Source organism: Pseudomonas sp., assembly GCF_049300855.1.
Classification (GTDB): Bacteria; Pseudomonadota; Gammaproteobacteria; order Pseudomonadales; family Pseudomonadaceae; genus Aquipseudomonas.
Genome location: NZ_JBAQKH010000012.1, coordinates 73,211 through 88,288, shown reverse-complemented (window position 1 = coordinate 88,288; position 15,078 = coordinate 73,211). Strand labels below are relative to the sequence as shown.

The 15,078-nt window shown below is 59.1% G+C and carries 19 protein-coding genes; 10 read left to right on the top strand and 9 right to left on the bottom strand.

The genetic code is table 11. The features are described 5' to 3' along the window. Position 1: 1 nt before the first annotated feature. From rapZ to WA225_RS03580, 9 genes are all read right to left on the bottom strand, one after another. Positions 2–859 (bottom strand): RNase adapter RapZ, encoded by an 858-nt coding sequence (gene rapZ / locus WA225_RS03620; RefSeq protein WP_422606910.1) that lies wholly within the window; start codon positions 857–859, stop codon positions 2–4. A gap of 2 nt (positions 860–861) precedes the next feature. Continuing rightward, on the bottom strand, positions 862–1,326 hold the full coding sequence (ptsN, locus tag WA225_RS03615; RefSeq protein ID WP_422606909.1) for a PTS IIA-like nitrogen regulatory protein PtsN: 465 nt from the start codon (positions 1,324–1,326) through the stop codon (positions 862–864). A gap of 12 nt (positions 1,327–1,338) precedes the next feature. Continuing rightward, positions 1,339–1,647, bottom strand: a complete 309-nt coding sequence (gene hpf, locus WA225_RS03610; RefSeq protein ID WP_007912419.1) for a ribosome hibernation-promoting factor, HPF/YfiA family — start codon at positions 1,645–1,647, stop codon at positions 1,339–1,341. Between the two features lie 73 nt (positions 1,648–1,720). After that, positions 1,721–3,214: an RNA polymerase factor sigma-54 gene (locus WA225_RS03605; protein WP_422606908.1), complete on the bottom strand. Its 1,494-nt coding sequence runs from the start codon at positions 3,212–3,214 to the stop codon at positions 1,721–1,723. Positions 3,215–3,401: 187 nt separating this feature from the next. Next, positions 3,402–4,127, bottom strand: coding sequence for an LPS export ABC transporter ATP-binding protein (lptB, locus tag WA225_RS03600; RefSeq protein WP_008085069.1), 726 nt, complete (start codon positions 4,125–4,127; stop codon positions 3,402–3,404). After that, positions 4,127–4,672 (bottom strand): lipopolysaccharide transport periplasmic protein LptA, encoded by a 546-nt coding sequence (gene lptA, locus WA225_RS03595; protein ID WP_422606907.1) that lies wholly within the window; start codon positions 4,670–4,672, stop codon positions 4,127–4,129. The genes lptB and lptA overlap by 1 nt, the downstream gene beginning before the upstream one ends. Continuing rightward, on the bottom strand, positions 4,659–5,231 hold the full coding sequence (gene lptC, locus WA225_RS03590) for an LPS export ABC transporter periplasmic protein LptC (protein WP_422606906.1): 573 nt from the start codon (positions 5,229–5,231) through the stop codon (positions 4,659–4,661). Before lptC ends, lptA begins: the two co-directional genes overlap by 14 nt. A gap of 8 nt (positions 5,232–5,239) precedes the next feature. Beyond that, positions 5,240–5,764 (bottom strand): KdsC family phosphatase, encoded by a 525-nt coding sequence (locus WA225_RS03585; protein WP_007912407.1) that lies wholly within the window; start codon positions 5,762–5,764, stop codon positions 5,240–5,242. Beyond that, the gene (locus tag WA225_RS03580) at positions 5,764–6,738 is read right to left on the bottom strand and encodes a KpsF/GutQ family sugar-phosphate isomerase (RefSeq protein ID WP_007912405.1); all 975 of its coding nucleotides are present in this window, start codon (positions 6,736–6,738) and stop codon (positions 5,764–5,766) included. The genes WA225_RS03585 and WA225_RS03580 overlap by 1 nt, the downstream gene beginning before the upstream one ends. Positions 6,739–7,013: 275 nt before the next feature. Here WA225_RS03580 and WA225_RS03575 point away from each other — a divergent pair, with 275 nt between their 5' ends. The 10 genes from WA225_RS03575 (at position 7,014) to hisC (ending at position 14,978) form a co-directional block, all read left to right on the top strand. Next, the gene (locus WA225_RS03575) at positions 7,014–7,823 is read left to right on the top strand and encodes an ATP-binding cassette domain-containing protein (protein WP_064119367.1); all 810 of its coding nucleotides are present in this window, start codon (positions 7,014–7,016) and stop codon (positions 7,821–7,823) included. After that, a complete protein-coding gene (mlaE, locus tag WA225_RS03570) occupies positions 7,823–8,620 on the top strand; it encodes a lipid asymmetry maintenance ABC transporter permease subunit MlaE (protein ID WP_064119368.1) in 798 nt (265 codons plus the stop codon). The genes WA225_RS03575 and mlaE overlap by 1 nt, the downstream gene beginning before the upstream one ends. Then, a complete protein-coding gene (mlaD, locus tag WA225_RS03565; protein ID WP_007912400.1) occupies positions 8,620–9,087 on the top strand; it encodes an outer membrane lipid asymmetry maintenance protein MlaD in 468 nt (155 codons plus the stop codon). The genes mlaE and mlaD overlap by 1 nt, the downstream gene beginning before the upstream one ends. 11 nt (positions 9,088–9,098) lie before the next feature. Next, positions 9,099–9,752 carry an MlaC/ttg2D family ABC transporter substrate-binding protein gene (locus WA225_RS03560; RefSeq protein ID WP_422606905.1) on the top strand — a complete coding sequence of 218 codons (654 nt, stop codon included), beginning with the start codon at positions 9,099–9,101 and terminating at the stop codon, positions 9,750–9,752. Beyond that, positions 9,749–10,054 carry an STAS domain-containing protein gene (locus tag WA225_RS03555; RefSeq protein ID WP_422606904.1) on the top strand — a complete coding sequence of 102 codons (306 nt, stop codon included), beginning with the start codon at positions 9,749–9,751 and terminating at the stop codon, positions 10,052–10,054. Before WA225_RS03560 ends, WA225_RS03555 begins: the two co-directional genes overlap by 4 nt. A 115-nt stretch (positions 10,055–10,169) precedes the next feature. Next, on the top strand, positions 10,170–10,409 hold the full coding sequence (locus WA225_RS03550; protein WP_007912386.1) for a BolA family protein: 240 nt from the start codon (positions 10,170–10,172) through the stop codon (positions 10,407–10,409). Between the two features lie 22 nt (positions 10,410–10,431). Next, a complete protein-coding gene (gene murA, locus WA225_RS03545) occupies positions 10,432–11,697 on the top strand; it encodes a UDP-N-acetylglucosamine 1-carboxyvinyltransferase (protein WP_016984147.1) in 1,266 nt (421 codons plus the stop codon). Positions 11,698–11,824: 127 nt separating this feature from the next. Next, positions 11,825–12,460 carry an ATP phosphoribosyltransferase gene (gene hisG, locus WA225_RS03540; RefSeq protein WP_007912384.1) on the top strand — a complete coding sequence of 212 codons (636 nt, stop codon included), beginning with the start codon at positions 11,825–11,827 and terminating at the stop codon, positions 12,458–12,460. Between the two features lie 124 nt (positions 12,461–12,584). Continuing rightward, positions 12,585–13,922, top strand: coding sequence for a histidinol dehydrogenase (gene hisD / locus WA225_RS03535; protein ID WP_422606903.1), 1,338 nt, complete (start codon positions 12,585–12,587; stop codon positions 13,920–13,922). A 3-nt stretch (positions 13,923–13,925) separates the two neighbouring features. Further along, on the top strand, positions 13,926–14,978 hold the full coding sequence (hisC, locus tag WA225_RS03530; RefSeq protein ID WP_422606902.1) for a histidinol-phosphate transaminase: 1,053 nt from the start codon (positions 13,926–13,928) through the stop codon (positions 14,976–14,978). Positions 14,979–15,078 lie beyond the last annotated feature (100 nt).

Below are 15,078 nucleotides of genomic sequence, written 5' to 3'. Positions count from 1 at the left end.
TTTAAGTGAGGTCGCGGTGGCGAACCTGGACGTTCTTCAGGGTTTTCTGCAGGGCCTGACCCAGACGTTCGGTCAGGTAGACGGAGCGGTGATGCCCGCCGGTGCAGCCAATGGCAATGGTGACGTAGGCACGGTTGCTGGCGGCGAAACGTGGCAGCCACTTGTGCAGGTAGGTGAAGATGTCCTGGAACATTTCTTCAACTTCCGGCTGTGCGGCCAGGTATTCGGCCACTGGCGCATCAAGACCCGATTGCGCGCGCAGCTCCGGTTTCCAGTACGGATTGGGCAGGCAGCGCACGTCGAACACCAGGTCCGCATCCACCGGCATACCACGCTTGAAGCCGAATGATTCGACCAGAAACGCCGTGCCCGGCTCTGGCTGATTCAGCAGGCGCAGCTTGATGGTATCGCGCAACTGGTACAGGTTCAGATTGGTGGTGTTGATCTTCAGGTCGGCGAGGTCGGCGATCGGGCCGAGCAGGGCGGTTTCATCCTCGATCGCCTCGGCCAGCGAGCGATTGGCGTTGCTCAGCGGGTGACGACGGCGGGTTTCGGAGAAACGCTTGAGCAGGGTTTCCTCGTCGGCATCCAGATACAGCACATCGCACTGGATGTGCTTGCTGCGGACGTCTTCAAGCAGTTCGGGAAACCGGGTCAGATGGCTTGGCAGGTTGCGCGCATCGATAGACACGGCCACCAGCGGCTGCGCCAGTTCCGTGTGAATCAGCGCGCGTTCGGCCAGTTCCGGCAGCAAGCCGGCCGGCAGGTTGTCGATGCAGTAGTAACCGTTGTCCTCAAGGACATCCAGAGCCGTACTTTTACCTGAGCCGGAACGGCCGCTGACGATGATCAAGCGCATGATTAGTGCCCGTTCTGCTCGTCCAGGACAACCTGATACAAGGCTTCGTTGCTCGCAGCGCTGCGCAGTTTTTCACGCACCTCCTTGCGGTCGAGCATGCTCGCGATCTGACGCAGCAACTCCAGGTGCGCATCGGTGGCGGCTTCCGGGACCAGCAGTACAAACAGCAGGTCAACAGGTGCGCCGTCGATGGCGTCGAAATCGATGGGGGCTTCAAGGTGCATCAGCGCGCTGATAGGGGCTTCGCAACCCTTGAGGCGGCAGTGAGGAATGGCGATGCCGTTGCCAAAACCGGTGGAACCGAGTTTTTCACGGGCAATCAATGCCTCGAAGACATCTTGCATCTCCAGATCCGGCACTTCGCGGGCGATCAGGTTGGCAATTTGTTCGAGGGCTTTCTTTTTACTGCCGCCCGGCACGTTCACCAGGGAACGGCCGGGGGTCAGGATGGTTTCAAGTCGGATCATGGGTTAGGGGTGTTAACGACCGGTAGCGCCCTGGAGGAGGCTCTGGGTCTTTTCCTTATGCTTTTTGAGTTGGCGATCCAGCTTGTCGGTGAGTGAGTCGATCGCAGCGTACATATCAGTATCTTCTGCGTTGGCGACCACTTCGCTGCCGGGAATATGCAAGGTGGCTTCGATTTTCTGCTTCAGCTTTTCGACGCACATCGTGACTTGCACGTTGGTGATCTTGTCGAAATGTCGCTCCAGTCGTTGGAGTTTTTCCTCGATATAGGAACGCAGAGGTTGGGTCACTTCCAGTTGGTGTCCACTGATGTTGACTTGCATACAGCTTCTCCTTCGTTGCCAGTGCATAAAGCGGCAGGCTGGATAGCCTGCCACTGGAACGCTGTAACGTGGCTTACATCAACCGCTTGCGTTCGCTCGAAGGCGCGATCCCGAGGGATTCGCGGTACTTGGCGACGGTGCGGCGAGCCACCTGAATGCCTTGTGCCTCCAGTAAACCAGCGATCTTGCTGTCACTCAACGGCTTTTTCTGATTTTCCGCGGCAACCAGTTTTTTGATGATCGCGCGGATCGCCGTGGACGAGCATTCGCCGCCTTCGGAGGTGCTGACGTGGCTGGAGAAAAAGTATTTCAGCTCATAAATACCGCGCGGGGTATGCATGAACTTCTGCGTGGTCACCCGCGAAATCGTCGATTCGTGCATGCCGACCGCTTCGGCGATGTCGTGCAGGACCAGCGGTTTCATTGCTTCGTCGCCGTACTCCAAAAAACCGCGCTGATGCTCGACGATCTGGGTGGCAACTTTCATCAGGGTTTCGTTGCGGCTCTGCAGGCTCTTGATGAACCAGCGGGCTTCCTGCAATTGATTGCGCATGAAGGTGTTGTCGGCGCTGGTATCGGCGCGACGGACGAAACCGGCGTACTGGGCGTTGACGCGCAGGCGCGGCACCGATTCCTGATTGAGCTCGACCAGCCAGCGTTCGTTGTCCTTGCGCACGATGACGTCGGGGACGACGTACTCGGCTTCAGTGGATTCGATCTGCGAACCCGGGCGCGGATTGAGGCTCTGCACCAGTTCGATGACCTGACGCAGCTCATCTTCCTTGAGCTTCATGCGGCGCATCAACTGGCTGTAGTCACGGCTGCCGAGCAGGTCGATGTAATCGCTGACCAGACGTTTGGCTTCCGCCAGCCAAGGCGTCTTGGCCGACAGCTGGCGTAATTGCAGCAACAGGCATTCGCTAAGATTGCGTGCGCCGATGCCGGCTGGTTCAAATTGCTGGATGCGGTGCAGGACGGCTTCGATTTCGTCCAGTTCGATGTCCAGTTCCGGGTCGAACGCTTCGAGGATTTCTTCGAGGCTTTCGTCCAGGTAGCCCTGATTGTTGATGCAATCGATCAGGGTCACGGCGATCAGGCGATCGGTGTCGGACATCGGTGCGAGGTTCAGTTGCCAGAGCAAATGGCTTTGCAGGCTTTCGCCAGCGGAGGTGCGGGTGGTGAAGTCCCATTCGTCGTCATCGCTGCTGGGCAGGCTGCTGGCGCTGGTCTGGTAGACGTCTTCCCACGCGGTATCGACTGGAAGTTCGTTGGGGATACGCTCGCTCCAGTCACCTTCCTCGAGGTTGTCCACCGTCGGCGCGGTTTCCTGATACGAGGGTTCCTGGATTTCGGTGTTGGGCTTCTGCTCGGCGTTGTCGGCCAAAGGGTCGGAATTGTCGAAGTCTTCGCCTTCTTCCTGGCGTTCGAGCATCGGATTGGATTCCAGAGCCTCCTGGATTTCCTGTTGCAGATCCAGGGTCGACAATTGGAGCAGGCGGATGGCCTGTTGCAGCTGCGGTGTCATCGTCAGCTGCTGGCCCATTCTCAAGACTAGCGATGGTTTCATGGCAGGGGCTTAACACCTTATTCGCCGGCGCTATGCGCCATCCACTACAGGGCGCCGAAGCGCCAAACTTAAGCAAATTATATGCCTGAAACTGAAGTGTTTGCCTAGAGCGCTGTAACAATTAAAGCGTATTAAATCCTGCTTGAATCGATACAGCGCCCTGGCGGCGCACCGGGCACTGTCGCGCTTACAGGCGGAATTCGTGGCCCAGATACACTTCCTTGACCAGATCGTTGGCCAGGATGGTCTCTGCATCGCCCTCGGCAATCAACTGACCGTCGTTGACGATGTAAGCGGTTTCGCAGATATCCAGCGTCTCGCGGACGTTGTGGTCGGTGATCAGCACACCGATGCCTTTGGCCTTGAGGTGGTGGATGATCTGCTTGATGTCGCCGACCGAGATCGGGTCGACACCGGCGAATGGTTCGTCGAGCAGGATGAATTTCGGTGCAGTCGCCAGAGCGCGAGCGATTTCCACCCGGCGGCGTTCACCACCGGACAGGCTCATGCCGAGGTTGTCGCGGATGTGGCTGATGTGGAATTCCTGCAGCAGGCTTTCCAGCTCCTTGCGACGGCCAGCCTTGTCGAGTTCCTGACGGGTCTCGAGGATGGCCATGATGTTGTCGGCCACCGACAGTTTGCGGAAGATCGACGCTTCTTGCGGCAGATAGCCGATACCGGCCTTGGCACGACCGTGCATCGGCTGGTGGCTGACGTCCAGATCGTCGATCAGCACGCGGCCCTGATCGGCCTGTACCAGGCCGACGATCATGTAGAAGCACGTGGTCTTGCCGGCACCGTTCGGGCCAAGCAGGCCGACGATCTGGCCGCTGTCGATCGACAGGCTGACGTCACGCACGACCTGGCGGCTTTTATAGGCCTTGGCCAGGTGCTGAGCTTTCAGAGTTGCCATTACTGGGTTTTCTCTTCGGTTTTCTTCTTCGGCTGGATCACCATGTCGATGCGCGGACGCGCCTCGGTGACCTTGCTGCCGGTAGCGCGACCGGCGCTGGCGAGTTTCTTCACGGTGTCATAGACGATTTTCTCGCCTTGAGTCGTGTTGTTGTCCTTGTCGACTACCTTGGCCTTGTCGATCAGCACAACGCGGTTTTGCGCGGCGTGGTACTGGATCGTCACGCCCCAGCCCTGTACAGGCTTGGTGTCACCTTGAGTTTGCAGTTGCTCGAAATAGGCAAGGTTGCCTACCGACGTCACCACGTCGATATCGCCGGCCGGGGTGCGGGTGATGGTCACCGTGTTGCCTTTAACGATCATCGAACCCTGGGTGATGATCACATCACCTTTATAGGTGGCGATGCCGTTCTTGTCGTCCAGTTGGGCGTCGTCGGCTTGAATGCGGATAGGTTGCTGCTGATCGTTCGGCAGAGCCCAGGCGCTCACGCTTCCCAGTGCTGCGCCCAGACTGAGCAAAATAGGGAGGGTTTTAACGAGCCTCATACTGTCCTCTTACGTTCGATAGCAGGTGTATCCTGCTTTCCTTCAGGTAGGCTTTCATGCCAACGCCAGTCGATACACCGCCAGCGCCGTCGATTCTAACGGGTTGCTCGGTCTGCGCATATTGCTCCTGCGGGAACACTGTCATGCGCGTGGAGGTGACCAGCAGATCGCGGTTCTTCTCATCGGTGCGCTTGATGCGTACCGAATCGATCAATTCGACTTGGGTACCACCGGAGTTCACTTCGCCGTGCTCGCTGGTCACGTGCCACGGGAAATCGGTTCCGCGGTACATGTTCAGGTCGGGTTTGGTCACCAGGGTGATATCGGTTGCCTTGACGTGCTCGGCCTTGTCGGAGGTCATTTCATATTGCACTTTGCCGTCCGGCAGGTATTGCAGGGTGTGCGTGTTGGTCGCATACCAGTCGATAGGGGTGTCAACGGACGAAACCGGAGGCTTGTCGAGGAAGCGTTCCGGGCTGATGTTCCAGTAGCCCACCGCGGCGAATATCGCCGCGATGCAGCCGAACAGCAGGAAGTTGCGAAATTTTTTGCTAAACATGGTTTCGCTCAAAGGTAAGCGGCATTGGCCGCATCGAGGCGGCCCTGGGCGCGCAGGATCAATTCGCAGAATTCGCGGGCGGCACCTTCGCCGCCACGGGCGCGGGTAACGCCATGGGCATGTTCGCGTACGAAGTCAGCCGCATTGGCCACCGCCATGCCCAGGCCGACGCGGCGAATCACCGGCAGGTCTGGCAAGTCGTCACCGAGGTAGGCGACTTCTTCGTAGCTTAGGCCCAGTTGCTCAAGTAGACCGTCGAGAACGACCAATTTGTCTTCACGACCCTGGAACAGGTGGGGAATCCCCAGGTTTTTCGCGCGACGTTCGACCACCGGTGTTTTTCGACCGCTGATGATAGCGGTCTGCACGCCAGCGTTCATCAGCATTTTGATGCCTTGGCCGTCGAGCGTGTTGAAGGTCTTGAATTCACTGCCGTCTTCAAGGAAGTACAGGCGACCGTCGGTGAGAACGCCGTCGACGTCGAAAACCGCCAGTTTGATCGCTTTGCCGCGTTGCAGCAGATCGTTGCTCATTACATCACTCCTGCGCGCAGCAGATCGGAGAGGTTGAAGGCGCCGACCGGGCGATCTTCTTCATCCACAACGACCAGTGCGTTGATTCGGTGGTCTTCCATGATTTTCAGCGCTTCGGCGGCGAGCATCTCGGGCCGGGCGGTTTTGCCGTGCGCGGTCATCACCTGATCGATGGTGGCGCTGCGGATGTCGATGCTGCGATCCAGCGTGCGGCGCAAGTCGCCGTCGGTGAAGATCCCGGCCAGTTTACCGTCAGTTTCAAGAATGACGGTCATGCCCAGACCTTTACGGGTCATTTCCATCAGCGCGTCCTTGAGCAACGTGCCGCGTTGTACTTGCGGCAACTCTTGCCCGGCGTGCATGACATTTTCCACTTTCAGCAGCAGGCGACGGCCCAGGGCACCGCCGGGGTGCGAGAACGCGAAGTCTTCAGCGGTAAAGCCGCGCGCCTCCAGCAGGGCGACCGCGAGAGCGTCGCCCATGACCAGCGCCGCCGTGGTCGAGGAGGTCGGCGCCAGGTTCAATGGGCAGGCCTCGTGCTCGACGTGAACGTTGAGATTGACCTCGGCGGCCTTGGCCAGCGGCGATTGCGGATTGCCGGTGACGCTGATCAGCTGGATGCCCAGACGCTTGATCAGGGGCAGCAGGGTGACGATTTCGTTGGTCGAGCCGGAGTTCGACAGGGCCAGAATCACGTCATCGCGGGTGATCATGCCCATGTCGCCATGGCTGGCCTCGGCCGGATGGACGAAAAAGGCCGGGGTGCCGGTGCTGGCCAGGGTCGCGGCAATCTTGTTGCCAATGTGCCCGGACTTCCCCATGCCGACTACGACCACACGGCCCTTGCTGGCCAGAATCATCTCGCAAGCGCGTACGAAATCGGCGTCGATATGGGGCAACAAGCCTTGGACGGCTTCCACTTCGAGTTGGATGGTGCGTTGTGCCGATTGAATCAGGTCGCTGGATTGGCTCATGTCAGAAATCGTATAGCCCGATGAAAAGGCGGCGATTATAGCGGTTATGTGGCAAAGCCTCACGCAAGTTCGTCGTGCTTTGTCATTACTCGTAACCAAAACCCTGAAAAACTCCCTGCAACCCAGTCAACTCGCTGAACACAGCCCGGTACAGGCCTTGGGCGCTTGGCCTTTGCAGTGATATAGTTCGCCGCCAGTTCGGCCTGCCTCCGAGGTATGTGCTTTCCAAGGAAAGCCAGGCGTCCGAGTGAGAGGCTGCATCGCAAGGAGTTTAGATGAGTGCCGATAACGCCTACGCGGTCGAGCTGAAGGGAGTCTCCTTCAAGCGCGGTGCGCGCAGCATTTTCAATAACGTCGATATCCGCATCCCGCGCGGCAAGGTCACCGGCATCATGGGGCCTTCCGGGTGTGGCAAGACCACACTGCTGAGGTTGATGGGCGCACAGTTGCGTCCCTCCAGCGGCGAAGTCTGGGTCAACGGTCAGAACCTGCCGAAGCTGTCACGCAGTGATCTGTTCGATGCGCGCAAGCACATGGGCGTGCTGTTTCAGAGCGGCGCGCTGTTCACCGATCTCGATGTCTTCGAGAACGTTGCTTTTCCCCTGCGCGTTCATACCGATCTGCCGGAAGAGATGATCCGCGACATCGTCCTGCTCAAATTGCAGGCCGTGGGTTTGCGCGGTGCCATCGAGCTGATGCCTGATGAACTGTCCGGTGGCATGAAGCGTCGCGTGGCCCTGGCCCGGGCCATTGCCCTCGATCCGCAGATCCTCATGTACGACGAACCGTTCGTCGGTCAGGACCCGATCGCCATGGGCGTCCTGGTGCGTCTGATCCGTCTGCTCAACGATGCGCTGGGCATTACCAGCATCGTGGTGTCCCACGACCTCGCCGAAACCGCGAGCATTGCCGACTACATCTATGTAGTGGGTGATGGTCAGGTGCTGGGGCAGGGCACGCCGGATGAGCTGATGAATTCGGACGAACCACGTATCCGTCAGTTCATGACCGGTAACCCCGATGGCCCGGTGCCGTACCATTTTCCAGCGACGGATTACCGCGCAGATCTTCTGGGGAAGCGCTGATGCGCAGAATTTCATTAATAGAACGCGTACGCCGGTTCGGCGAATCGGCGATCGACGCCGTGGCGGTGTTCGGTCGTGCGACGCTGTTCCTGTTTCACGCCTTGCTCGGGCGCGGTGGTATCAGTGGCGGTTTTGGCCTGTTGGTCAAGCAACTGCATTCGGTCGGCGTGATGTCGCTGGTGATCATCGTCGTTTCCGGGATCTTCATCGGCATGGTGCTGGCGCTGCAGGGCTTCAGCATTCTGTCGAGCTACGGTTCGGAGCAGGCGGTGGGGCAGATGGTTGCGCTGACCTTGCTGCGAGAGCTGGGGCCGGTGGTGACCGCACTGTTGTTCGCCGGGCGTGCCGGTTCGGCGCTGACCGCTGAAATCGGCAACATGAAATCCACCGAACAGCTGTCCAGCCTGGAAATGATCGGCGTCGATCCGCTCAAGTACATCATTGCTCCGCGCCTGTGGGCCGGTTTCATTTCCCTGCCGGTGCTGGCGATGATTTTCAGCGTGGTGGGCATCTGGGGCGGTTCGTGGGTGGCTGTCGACTGGCTGGGCGTGTATGAAGGTTCCTACTGGGCGAACATGCAGAACAGCGTGAACTTCACCAGTGATGTACTCAACGGTGTCATCAAAAGCATCGTTTTCGCCTTTGTCGTGACCTGGATCGCCGTATTCCAAGGCTATGACTGTGAGCCCACTTCCGAGGGCATCAGCCGAGCCACCACCAAGACTGTAGTGTTTGCCTCGCTGGCAGTGCTCGGCCTGGACTTTATTCTGACCGCTTTGATGTTTGGAGATTTCTGATGCAAAACCGCACCCTGGAAATCGGTGTCGGCCTGTTCCTGCTGGCAGGGATCCTGGCTTTGTTACTGCTTGCGTTGCGGGTCAGTGGCCTGTCTCCGACGTCGACCACCGACACTTATAAATTGTATGCCTACTTCGATAATATCGCCGGTTTGACGGTCAGAGCCAAAGTGACCATGGCCGGTGTGACCATCGGCAAGGTCACGGCGATCGATCTGGACCGCGACAGCTTCACCGGTCGGGTGACCCTGCAAGTGGATAAAAAAGTCGACAATCTGCCGACTGACTCCACAGCGTCTATCCTGACCGCTGGTCTGCTGGGCGAGAAGTACATCGGTATCAGCGTCGGCGGTGAAGACAAGCCGCTGAAGGATGGTGGAACCATTCACGACACGCAGTCGTCACTGGTACTGGAAGACCTGATCGGTAAATTCCTGCTCAATACCGTTAGCAAAGACGCCAAATGAGGAGCTTTTGAATGATCTCTACCTTGCGACGTGGCCTGTTGGTGTTGCTCGCGGCATTGCCACTGATGGGTAACGCTGTGGCGGCACAGTCTGCGCATGATCTGGTTCAGGACACCACGAACCGGATGCTTGCCGACCTGTCGGCCAACAAAGAGAAGTACAAGCAGGACCCGCAGGATTTCTACACCGCGCTGAACACCATCGTCGGTCCGGTGGTGGATGCCGAAGGCATTTCCAAGAGCATCATGACGGTCAAGTATTCGCGCAAGGCTACGCCGGCGCAGATGCAGACCTTCCAGGAAAACTTCAAGAAAGGCCTGTTCCAGTTCTACGGTAACGCCTTGCTCGAGTACAACAACCAGGGCATCACCGTTGATCCGGCCAAGGACGAGTCGGGCGATCGCACCAGCGTCGGCATGACCGTAAAAGGCAGCAACGGCGCGATCTACCCTGTGCAGTACACGCTTGAGAAGATCAACGGCGAGTGGAAGCTGCGCAACGTGATCATCAACGGCATCAACATCGGCAAGCTGTTCCGTGATCAGTTCGCCGACGCCATGCAGCGCAATGGCAATGACCTGGACAAGACCATCAACAATTGGGCTGGTGAAGTCGCCAAGGCCAAAGAAGAAACCGACAAAGCTGCCGCGAAGCCAGCGCAATGAGTGAGGCCGCAGTTCGTATGAGTGATGTCGACGAGCTCTTGCTCAGCGGAGTGCTGGACTATCGCACCGGTGCTGACCTGCGCAAGGAAGGTCAGACGCTGATCAAATCCAGCAAGGCTGCGTCGCTGGTGATTGATTGCTCGGCGGTGAAGAAGTCCAGCAGCGTCGGTTTGTCGTTGCTGCTGTGCTTCATGCGCGATGCCAATGCGGCCGGCAAGGCCGTAAGCATCCGTGCGATGCCCGAAGATATGCGCGAAATCGCTCAGGTCAGTGAACTGACCGAACTGTTGGCGCAACCCTGAACCCGCATCAATAAAGAAGCCCCCCGTCAGAGTCCTGCCATGCGGGGTTCGCAGGCGCGGGGCTTTTTTGTATGATGTCCGACCCGTGCGCACAGGGCGCCGATTGAGGTTGAGCATGCAGGCCGTAGAAGTGAAGAGCTTCCTTGAAGGAAAGCTGCCCGGAACGTTGGTAGAAGTTGAGGGCGAAGGCTGCAATTTCCAGCTGAACGTGATTAGCGATGAACTGGCGGCGTTGAGCCCGGTGAAGCGTCAGCAGCAGATCTATGCCCATTTGAACCCATGGATCACCGATGGCAGCATCCATGCGGTCACTATGAAATTTTTCAGCAGCGCGGCCTGGGCCGAGCGCACCTGAGCCTAAGGGCGTCGAGATTCTTATGGATAAATTGATTATTACCGGTGGCGCTCGTCTTGATGGCGAGATCCGCATTTCCGGCGCAAAAAACTCCGCCCTGCCGATCCTGGCGGCCACGCTGCTGTGCGATGGCCCGGTGACCGTTGGCAACCTGCCGCACCTGCACGACATCACCACCATGATCGAGCTGTTCGGTCGCATGGGCATTGAGCCTGTGATCGACGAAAAACTCAGCGTCGAAATCGACCCACGCACCATCAAGACCCTGATCGCCCCGTACGAACTGGTGAAAACCATGCGTGCGTCGATCCTGGTGCTGGGCCCGATGGTTGCCCGTTTCGGTGAAGCCGAAGTGGCGCTGCCTGGCGGTTGCGCCATTGGTTCGCGTCCGGTTGACCTGCACATCCGTGGTCTCGAAGCCATGGGTGCGGTGATTGACGTCGAAGGCGGTTACATCAAGGCCAAGGCGCCTGAAGGTGGCCTTCGCGGTGCAAGCTTCTTCTTCGATACCGTCAGTGTGACCGGTACCGAAAACATCATGATGGCCGCTGCTCTGGCCAAGGGCCGCAGCGTGCTGCAGAACGCCGCCCGCGAGCCTGAAGTGGTTGACCTGGCGAACTTCCTCAACGCCATGGGCGCCAAGGTTTCCGGCGCCGGTACCGACACCATCACCATCGATGGCGTCGAGCGTCTGGGTTCGGCTTTCTATAAGGTCATGCCTGACCGTATCGAAACCGGCACCTACCTGGTCGCTGCTGCCGTGACCGGTGGCCGCGTCAAGGTCAAGGACACCGATCCGACCATCCTCGAAGCGGTTCTGGAAAAGCTCCGTGAAGCCGGCGCAGAAATCACCTGTGGTGAAGACTGGATCGAGCTGAACATGCACGGCAAGCGTCCGAAAGCGGTCAACGTGCGCACTGCGCCGTACCCGGCTTTCCCGACTGACATGCAAGCGCAGTTCATCTCGCTCAATGCCATTGCCGAAGGCACCGGTGCGGTGATCGAGACGATCTTCGAAAACCGTTTCATGCACGTGTACGAACTGCACCGCATGGGCGCCAAGATCCAGGTCGAAGGCAACACCGCCATCGTCACCGGGACCGAAGTCCTCAAGGGCGCGCCAGTCATGGCCACCGACCTGCGTGCTTCGGCCAGCCTGGTGATCTCGGCTCTGGTTGCCGAAGGCGATACCCTGATCGACCGCATCTACCACATCGACCGTGGTTACGAGTGCATCGAAGAAAAACTGCAGATGCTGGGCGCCAAGATCCGTCGCGTTCCGGGCTGATTGCTGCATCGGGACACAGGGACGTGTCCACTGAATTTGTTTTGAGTCGAGCCGGTTTCCGGCTCGATGTGTGTCCGGCGCCGATTGCGACCGGACATGAGTACCTTGATAAGGACTGACGTTTCCCATGTTGACCATCGCACTGTCCAAGGGCCGCATCCTTGACGACACCCTGCCGCTTCTCGCCGAAGCGGGCATCGTGCCGACCGAGAATCCGGACAAGAGCCGCAAGCTGATCATTCCCACGACCCAGGACGACGTTCGTCTGCTGATCGTGCGCGCCACCGATGTGCCGACCTATGTCGAACATGGCGCGGCTGACCTCGGCGTTGCCGGTAAAGACGTGCTGATGGAATACACCGGCCAGGGCCTGTACGAGCCACTGGACCTGCAAATCGCCCAGTGCAAGCTGATGACCGCCGGCAAGATCGGCGCGCCTGAGCCCAAGGGCCGTCTGCGCGTGGCGACCAAATTCGTCAACGTCGCCAAGCGTTACTACGCCGAGCAGGGCCGTCAGGTCGACATCATCAAGCTGTACGGCTCGATGGAACTGGCACCGCTGATCGGTCTGGCCGACAAGATCATCGACGTGGTCGACACCGGCAACACCCTGCGCGCCAACGGCCTGGAACCTCAGGAACTGATCGCCACGATCAGCTCGCGCCTGGTGGTCAACAAGGCTTCGATGAAAATGCAACACGCCCGAATCCAGGCGTTGATCGATACCCTGCGCAACGCAGTGGAATCGCGACACCGCGGCTGATTTACCTGCGCGACCCCAGGTCGCGCCGTCTATCCGCCTCATAGCCAGAATTCTCAGGTGCCTAAGCGGATCGAATGATAGTTTCGGGCGCCTGAGTTTTTGCCATTCCTATGAGGCTCTCGCTATGACCGCAACGACTGCAATTCGCCGACTCAACGCTGCTGACCCGGATTTCGCGCATCATCTGGATCATCTGCTGAGCTGGGAAAGTGTGTCTGACGACTCGGTCAATCAGCGCGTGCTGGACATCATCAAGGCTGTGCGCGAACGCGGTGACGCGGCGCTGGTCGAGTTCACCCAGAAATTCGACGGCCTCGAAGTCGCTTCGATGGCCGACCTGATCCTGCCGCGCGAGCGTCTGGAACTGGCGCTGACGCGCATCACCGTGGCACAGCGCGAAGCACTGGAAAAAGCCGCCGCCCGCGTGCGCAGCTACCACGAAAAACAGAAGCAGGATTCCTGGAGCTACACCGAAGCCGACGGTACGGTGCTGGGCCAGAAGGTCACGCCGCTGGATCGCGCCGGCCTTTACGTACCGGGCGGCAAGGCGTCGTACCCGTCGTCGGTGTTGATGAACGCGATTCCGGCCAAGGTCGCCGGCGTAACCGAAGTGGTCATGGTTGTGCCAACTCCGCGCGGTGAAATCAATGAGCTGGTCTTGGCCGCCGCGTGTATCGCCGGCGTTGACCGCGTGTTCACCATCGGTGGTGCGCAAGCCGTCGCGGCTTTGGCCTACGGCACCGAAAGCGTGCCGAAAGTCGATAAGGTGGTTGGCCCGGGCAACATCTACGTCGCCACCGCCAAGCGTCACGTCTTCGGTCAGGTTGGTATCGACATGATCGCCGGCCCTTCGGAAATTCTCGTGGTGTGCGACGGCCAGACCGATCCGGACTGGATCGCCATGGACCTGTTCTCGCAAGCCGAACACGACGAAGACGCGCAGGCGATTCTGGTCAGCCCGGACGCGGAGTTCCTCGACAAGGTCGCCGCCAGCATCGATAAACTGCTGCCGACCATGGACCGCGCGACCATCATCGAAACCTCGATCAACGGCCGTGGTGCACTGATTCACGTGAAGGACATGGCGCAAGCCATCGAAGTCGCCAACCGCATCGCCCCGGAACACTTGGAGCTGTCGGTCGCTGACCCGCAAGCCTGGCTGCCGCAGATCCGCCACGCCGGCGCGATCTTCATGGGCCGTCACACCTCCGAAGCACTGGGCGATTACTGCGCAGGTCCGAACCACGTATTGCCGACTTCCGGTACCGCACGCTTCTCCTCGCCGCTGGGTGTGTATGACTTCCAGAAGCGTTCGTCGATCATCTTCTGCTCTGAAGCCGGTGCTTCCGAACTGGGCAAGACTGCATCGGTGCTAGCCCGTGGCGAATCGCTGAGCGCCCACGCGCGCAGCGCCGAATACCGCATCAAAGACGAAGACTTTCTAAAAGGGCAGGGGAACTGAGCGATGAGCAAATTCTGGAGCCCGTTCGTTAAAGATCTGGTGCCGTACGTGCCGGGTGAACAGCCGAAGCTGACCAAACTGGTCAAGCTCAACACCAACGAAAACCCCTACGGCCCCTCGCCAAAAGCGCTGGCGGCAATGCAGGTTGAGTTGAATGACAACCTGCGCCTGTACCCGGACCCGAACAGCGATCTGCTGAAAACTGCTGTCGCCAACTACTACGGCGTGCAAAGCAATCAGGTGTTCCTCGGCAACGGTTCGGACGAAGTGCTCGCGCACATTTTCCACGGTTTGCTGCAGCATGATCAGCCGCTGCTGTTCCCGGACATCAGCTACAGCTTCTATCCGGTTTACTGTGGTTTGTACGGCATCAAATACGATGCGGTGCCACTGGACGCACAGTTCCAGATTGATCCGGCCGACTACGCCAAGCCGAACGGCGGGATCATTTTCCCCAACCCGAACGCACCGACCGGTTGCCTGCTGGCGCTGGAAGCGGTCGAGCAGATCCTCAAGGCCAGCCCGGATTCGGTGGTGGTCGTAGACGAGGCGTACATCGACTTCGGCGGCGAAACGGCGATCAGTCTGGTGGACCGTTATCCGAACCTGCTGGTGACGCAGACGCTGTCCAAGTCGCGCTCGCTGGCTGGACTGCGGGTGGGTCTGGCGGTCGGGCACCCGGATCTGATCGAGGCGCTGGAGCGGATCAAGAACAGCTTCAACTCTTATCCACTGGATCGTCTGGCGATTGTCGGCGCAGCGGCGGCGTTCGAAGATCGCGAGTATTTCGACAAGACTTGCCGTCTGGTCATCGAGAGCCGTGAATGGGTGATTGCGCAGTTGCAGGCCAAGGGTTTTGAAGTGCTGCCGTCGGCGGCCAACTTCATCTTCGCCCGGCATCCGCAGCATGATGCGGCGGGGCTGGCGGCGAAACTGCGTGAGCAGGGCGTGATCGTACGGCACTTCAAGCAGGAGCGGATTGCGCAGTTCCTGCGGATTTCGATTGGCACGCCGGAGCAGAATCAGGCGCTGATCGACGGTCTGGGCGACCTCTAAAAGCAAAAGCCCCTCACCCTAGCCCTCTCCCGGAGGGAGAGGGGACTGATTGGGGGATATTGCAGAGTAACGCCGACGTTAAAGTGCTTTACCGAATCCA